Raw genomic sequence first — 6,236 nt, forward strand, 5'->3', positions numbered from 1 at the left:
GCACACCATGTGCGGCGGGCACGGCCCGTTCGCGTGAGACGTTGTCGGCCCCGACGGTGGGGGCCGTGGCGGGCCTGGGTGCCGCGAATGACGGGGCCGGACGCGCATGCGGGCGAACCGCACTCAACAGCAACGCGGTTCGCCCGCACGCTCACACCACCGGTCGCCCTCGAAGGAGGGCGGAACAGTAGTCAGCCGACGGGTGCCTCGGTGCGTTCGCTGCGCAGCGGGCGCAGGCGTCCGGTGGCGGGGTCGGCGGGAAGAATGAAGTGGTAGCGGCCGATCATCCGGATGTGGTCGTGCCCGAGGGGTAAGAGGCGGGCGAGGTCGGCGTCGGTGATGTGGTGGCCCTGGGCGCGCAACTGGGCGACGGCCTCTTGGATGTAGACCGAGATCCACAGCACGCAGGTGTTCAGGACCAAGCCGAGGGCGTCGAGCTGGTCTTCCTGGCCTTCAGTGTCCTTCTGGCGCAGTTCGCCCTGGCCGCAGAAGATACGGCGGGCGAGTTTGGGCCAGGGCTCCTGCCGGTTGAGCTGCTCGTTGATCTTCCGGCGGAACAACTCGCTGTGTTGGTACCGCGCCAGAAAGGCGGACCAGTCCAGGCGGCGCGAGTTGACACTCCAGCAGGTCCAGGCCCTCTCCTGTCGCAGTAAATGCGTACACCTCGCCCCATCGGCGATCTTCGACGGCCCGTACGCCACTTGGGCCGCCGCAGCCACGCCACGGGGGTGGCCGCCGTAAATGCGTCATATGCTGCGGCAGCATAAACTCCTTGGTGGATAGGCGAGTTAAAGCGTTTACAGCGTCGACGTGCCAAGTGTTTCCTTGTGTTGCATCGCGAATGGGTGGGCCTGACTAAGGGGGAAGCGCCGGATGATTCGGATCCGCCTGGGCAGGCGCACCTACGTTGGCGGCGGTCGCGAGACGACCGCGGCGCACCCGTTCCTGGAACGGGAGTTGACCGGCTGGGACCCCACGATGTCCGACCGGGAGGTCTACGACGCGGCCCGGGGCTGGTGGCGCCTGAGTGAGCGGGCGCTGCGCGAGAAGTATGCCGTGGTCGTCGGCGAAGGCACCGTGCGCATGGTGGTCGAGATCGACCGGTGGGCCGAGAACGGCGACCGGCGGGGCTTCGCCGGCACCGTCCTCGAACCCGGCCACCCGGTGCACGACGCCCTGGTCGGGGAGCCGGACCCGGTGCCGACCGGCAGCCGCAACCCGGTCGCGTACTTCCGCCACCCCGCGGAGGCCGGCACCTGCCGCTGCGGCTGCGGCGACACCGTCGCCGCTGGCGAGTGGGCTCAAGGCCACGACCAGCGCGCCCTGCACGAGTTGCTCAACGAGGACTTCGACGGCTCGGTCAGCCGCTTCCTCGACTGGTACCACCACCACCGCGCCGCCGACGCGACCTGACGCACAACCCGCACCGGGCACTCGGCGGCGGGGACCGTCGCCACACCGCACATGTCCCAGGCACATCCACGGCAGTGCGGCCTGCTCGTGTACCCCGGGCAGGTCCACGTCAACGCGAGGGGAACGTCGTGATCCAGATCAACATCCAGGCCCGGCACAAGGCTGGCCCCGACGACGAGTTCGGCCGCGAGTACTGCGGCTGGGCCGACGGCATGACCGACCAGGAGATCTACGAGGCGGCGCGCGGCTGCTGGCAACTGGGTGAGCGGGCCGACAGCGAGAAGTTCGCCGTCGTCGTGCACGCCGGACTCGTGCGCTGCGTCTTCGAGGTGGACCGTGTCGAAACCGCCTCCAGCGGCCTGCGCGCCCTCGTCGGCCGCCCCGTGGCTCCGGGGCACCCATACCACGAGCGCTGGTACGGACAGCCCGCCCCCAGCAATCGCGGCGGCGGCTCCATCACCTACATCGACGACACTGCCAAGCCCTCCTGACATGCGCCGGGGCGGCGCGTACGCACCAGACCGCACCCGCCGCCCCGGCGACCAGCGACCACACGGAGCGGACATGCACGACACCACACGCGAAGGCGGCGGCCTCACCGACGCACTCGACACTGGCAACCACGATGCATGGCACGAACTACTCCAGTTTGTCCCTGACTTCGCGACCCCGCAGAACGACGAAGTCACCTGGATCCCGCCGAAACAGAGGGACGACGGCGTCTGGCACATCGGCTACCCCGTCTACGCCACCCGGGTCGTCAGGGCGATGGAACTGCTGTACGAGGTCGGCGCGGTCACGGCCCGCGTCGCATGGCAGAACGGCGCCTGGCCCGACCACCGCAAGCCCGGCGGACTCACCCCCGACGAAGCCGTCTTCGCCGCCACGCGGATCGCCCGCGGCGACCGGTTCGACGAAGGAACCCTCGGCCGCGCCGTCACCGACGGCCTCTTCCACGCGGTCCTGGTCGCGCTCGGCGGCTGGTACCGCGACACCACCGCATGTCGCCCCGCAAGGGAGAACCCCACCGTGAACAACACGCCCACCTCTGCGTCCGACGGTCGGCCTCACCGAAGGGCGCCCGCGCGACACGTCTACGTCGGCGACCACCAGCACGGCCAGGTCACCCACATCGCCCAAGACGGGCGCACCCGCCTGGTCTGGAACGCGGACACCAAGGCGTTCGACGTCCAAGAGCTCGTCTGGGTCACCACCGGCTCGTGGAACAAGAAGCAGGCCCACGAACAGGTCAAACACGGCTGGGACGTCGCCACCGACTTCTTCTCCCCGGCCTGAAGCAGCCCACAGAAGCAGCCGCTCATCGCAACACCCGGGACGGGAAATACGGCGGGCCTGAGGCGGTCACCCGCACCCAGGTGAATCAGTCCGCAGAGAAGTACGCGGCAAAGACCCACGTGGTGTCCTACGATCCATCGCCAGCGTTGCCCGGCCTGACAGGGAGACCACGTGACCGCCCGCATCCCTCCGGTGCTTCCCGGCGACCCGGACCGCGTCGGCCCGTACCAGATCGTGGGGCGGCTGGGCAGCGGCGGGATGGGCACCGTCTTCGCCGCCGTCGACAAGGGCGGCCGACGTGTGGCGGTAAAGGTCGTGCACCCCGCACACACCGGCGACGAGGAGTTTCGCGCGCGGTTCCGGCGGGAGGTGGCGCTGACGAGCAAGGTGACCGGGCCCTGTCTCGTGCCGGTGCTGGCCGCCGACTGCGACGCCGAACGCCCGTGGCTGGCCACCGCGTACATACCCGGCCCCACGATCCAGCAGCACATCACCGACAACGGCCCGCTCACCGGCGCGACGCTGCACGCCCTGGCCGCCGGCGTCGCCGCGGCCCTGGCCTCGATCCACACGGCCGGCGTAATCCACCGGGACATCAAACCGGGCAACGTCATCCTCGCGCCCGAAGGTCCACGCCTGCTCGACTTCGGCATCGCCCACGCCCTCGACGGAACCTCCGTCACCCGCACCGGCGTTCTCACCGGCACACCAGGCTGGATCAGCCCCGAGCAATACAAGACCGGTACCTCAGGCGCGGAGTCCGACATCTTCGCCTGGGGCGCCCTGATCGCCTACGCCGGAACCGGACGGCACCCCTTCGGCACCGGAGCCCCCGACGCGGTCGCGTTCCGCGTGTTGTCCCACGAACCGGACCTCGCGGGCCTGCCCGAGGACCTGCACGCCCTGGCCGCGGCCGCGCTGGCCAAAGATCCGGTCGACCGGCCGTCGGCAGGCGCACTGTACGAGGCAAGCGCCGCGCTCCTTGGCGGCCAGCCGACCACCGCACCCAACCCGCTGCCTGCTTCTCCCACACTCGTCGACGACCTGGTGGCCCACCGATGGGACGTCGCCCCGCACCTGGAAGATGCCTGGCCCGCCGCCCGGCGCACACCACGGGCCCGGGCGCTGTGGGCCGCCGTCGCAGCAGCCGCAGTGACCGCCGCAGCAACCATCCCCGTCGCCGTCGCGTACCTCTCCACAGCCGACGGACACCAGCAGCAGGCCCAGACACCCACGGAAGCACCGTCGTCGAAACCTGTTGCCCCTGCACGCGCCGAGTCGATCGCCGTCACCCCCACGCCCACACCACCGCCGTCCACGACGACCCGGCCCGCGACCACGGCAGCCGCCGCCCCCGCTGCCAGTCGGGCACCGGCCGAACCGCAGCCGGCGTACACACGCGCCGACGACACCCAGCCCACCACCGACGAATGGGCCGCCGCACGCGACACCATGACCGCATCCGAACGCGCCGTCGCCGCCGCCATCAACGAGGACATCGGACCGTTCCTCCGCGACGAATGGGACCTTGCGGAAGGCGTCCGGGTCACGTTCAACCCCGAGGCCCAGACGATGTTCCTCACCGTCGGCCCCTCATCGGTCGTCCGAGCCAACGGCGGGGACCTCACCGACCTGCGGCGCGCCGTCATGTTCACCGGCTGCTCCCACGGCAACGACAAGATCCGCACCGACACCAACTGGCCCTACGGACGGGTCGTCGTCATCTACCGCGAGTCCATGGCCACCGCCGTAGTCATGGACTACCGCGAGGTCACCAACAGCATGTACTGCCGCGTCTGAACATCACCTCCACCAGCGGTTGACCGCAGACGATGAGCGGGCGCCCACGGAGCACCACCGACCCCATCGACGAGCCCCGATCTCATCCATCCGGCCGATGGGAACACGCCTCCCGGCAGCAGGTGACCACTCATGTGACACCAAACTGCACTCTCTAATCTGTTCCTACTCGACCCCCGTGAACGGGGGTGCCCCGTCGGGTAGGGAACGACCGGGGCAGTGACGCGTGTCAGCTAGGGGGCGGGGTCGTTCGCGGCGGTGCCGTCGATGCCGCCTGTGGGGTGGGTGAGTTCGGCGTCGAGTAGTTCGACGGCCGGGCGGATCTGCTCGTCCGCGACCCTGCGGAGTGCTTCGGCGGCCCGGTGCAGGAGGTCGGAGACCTCCTCGGCCGCGACCTCGGCATCCCGGTCGGCCGCATCTCCATGGTCCGGCAGCGCCGCGATGGCTGCGGCCAACCCGCGTGCGCGGTGGGCGAGTTCCACCAGGACGCCGGTCCGGGGGTGCGCCAGCTTCCCCGTCGTGACGATGGCCTCGGCCACGGCGGCGCGGATCGCCGCGCCTTCGCCGTGGTGTCTGGCCGCGGTCGCAGGGGCGAAGACGTGCAGGAAGTTCTCCTGCGTGAAAACGTGGTGGGCCTGCGGGTCATCGAGGCCGCGGTACTCGACCATCGGGCGGCCGTTCTCGACGAGCAGGCGCTCGACGCGGACGCGGAACCCCGCGTGGTCGTGCCACACCGCGCCCGCTACCGGGCGCGCGATCATGTCGGTCGATTCGGTCATGGCGGTGTGTGTCCTTCCGTGTGGGCGGATGGTGCGTCGGTCGGCCGCCGGGTTCGGCGGCTGCTACGCGCCGGGTCGCGTCCCCCCGGGGGATTGGGCACGGCGGCCCATGCTGCCCACGGGGCGCGGGGCGGGGTTACGGCGCGGTGGGGTGGGGGCGGCGGGCGTCGAGTTCGGCGCGGGTGCGTTCGTGGTCCGGGTTGGGGACGACCACCGGTGCGCGGTGGTCCTCGTCGGTGGAGGTGAGGACCGCGTCGCGGATGAGCCAGGAGCAGTAGATGCCCATGTCGCTGGTGATGCGGCAGGCGGCGTCCTCGGGGGTGAGGCGCGGGTCGAGGTGGGCGACGGCGACGGTGTGGCCGGCGGTGTTGCGCAGCTCGGCCCGCCACCCCGGGGCCGAGGTGGCCGCCGCCCAGGCGTTCGGCAGCGATGCTCCTGTGGCCAGGGCGGCGTCGAGTGCGGTGAACGCCGAGACCACGGCGTCCAGGCCGATGCGCAGTGAGGCCGCGTCCGCTTCGGCGGCGCCTGTGTGACGGGCCGCGGCGCGGCGGGCGCGGGCCAGTAGTTCGTCGGCGGGCGGTGTGTTCATCGGGGGAACTCCCCTTCCGGGCATGGGTGGTGGGACGTGCGGTCAGGTGCCGGTGTGGTGGTCGCGGGCGGCGTTGTCGGCGTGGGCGGCCTGTTCGGCGTCGGCGACCAGGGCCAAGTACTGCTCGCGAGCGCGGCAGGGGCCCAGGCGGGCGAGGTGGATCTGTAGGCCGGTCAGGTCGCCGATGCCGCGGCTGTATGCGACGGCGTCGTTGACGAGCTGCCGGTCGGCGTAGGTGACCGGATGGTCGAAGACGTGCGGGCACTGCGGGATGCCGGGCCGGGAGTCGGTCATGCGCGGTGGCTCCTTCCTGGTCCGGTTCGGTCCGCTGGTGACCGCGGCCCCGTAGTGCTCGGGGC

At 70.9% G+C, this 6,236-nt stretch carries 8 protein-coding genes; 4 read left to right on the top strand and 4 right to left on the bottom strand.

Going from position 1 to position 6,236, the window contains the following annotated elements:
* Nucleotides 1-191: 191 nt before the first annotated feature.
* Entirely contained in the window at nt 192-719 is a 528-nt protein-coding gene (locus tag ACRX5S_RS40055) for a Tn3 family transposase (RefSeq protein ID WP_436778224.1), read from the bottom strand.
* 154 nt (nt 720-873) lie between these two features.
* Here ACRX5S_RS40055 and ACRX5S_RS40060 point away from each other — a divergent pair, with 154 nt between their 5' ends.
* From ACRX5S_RS40060 to ACRX5S_RS40075, 4 genes are all read left to right on the top strand, one after another.
* Nucleotides 874-1,413: a hypothetical protein gene (locus tag ACRX5S_RS40060; RefSeq protein ID WP_436778225.1), complete on the top strand. Its 540-nt coding sequence runs from the start codon at nt 874-876 to the stop codon at nt 1,411-1,413.
* Between the two features lie 128 nt (nt 1,414-1,541).
* On the top strand, nt 1,542-1,904 hold the full coding sequence (locus ACRX5S_RS40065; protein ID WP_436778226.1) for a hypothetical protein: 363 nt from the start codon (nt 1,542-1,544) through the stop codon (nt 1,902-1,904).
* A gap of 73 nt (nt 1,905-1,977) precedes the next feature.
* The gene (locus ACRX5S_RS40070; RefSeq protein ID WP_436778227.1) at nt 1,978-2,709 is read left to right on the top strand and encodes a DUF6508 domain-containing protein; all 732 of its coding nucleotides are present in this window, start codon (nt 1,978-1,980) and stop codon (nt 2,707-2,709) included.
* A 171-nt stretch (nt 2,710-2,880) separates the two neighbouring features.
* Nucleotides 2,881-4,509 (top strand): serine/threonine-protein kinase, encoded by a 1,629-nt coding sequence (locus tag ACRX5S_RS40075; RefSeq protein ID WP_436778228.1) that lies wholly within the window; start codon nt 2,881-2,883, stop codon nt 4,507-4,509.
* A gap of 233 nt (nt 4,510-4,742) precedes the next feature.
* Here the strand turns inward: ACRX5S_RS40075 and ACRX5S_RS40080 are convergent, their stop codons facing one another.
* The 3 genes from ACRX5S_RS40080 to ACRX5S_RS40090 form a co-directional block, all read right to left on the bottom strand.
* Nucleotides 4,743-5,288 carry a hypothetical protein gene (locus ACRX5S_RS40080; RefSeq protein ID WP_436778229.1) on the bottom strand — a complete coding sequence of 182 codons (546 nt, stop codon included), beginning with the start codon at nt 5,286-5,288 and terminating at the stop codon, nt 4,743-4,745.
* A 136-nt stretch (nt 5,289-5,424) separates the two neighbouring features.
* The gene (locus tag ACRX5S_RS40085) at nt 5,425-5,877 is read right to left on the bottom strand and encodes a hypothetical protein (RefSeq protein ID WP_436778230.1); all 453 of its coding nucleotides are present in this window, start codon (nt 5,875-5,877) and stop codon (nt 5,425-5,427) included.
* 42 nt (nt 5,878-5,919) lie between these two features.
* Nucleotides 5,920-6,236 (bottom strand): hypothetical protein (locus ACRX5S_RS40090; protein WP_436778231.1); only part of this gene is annotated, 317 nt, incomplete at its 5' end.

It is taken from the genome of Yinghuangia sp. YIM S09857, from assembly GCF_051388915.1.
Classification (GTDB): Bacteria; Actinomycetota; Actinomycetes; order Streptomycetales; family Streptomycetaceae; genus Yinghuangia.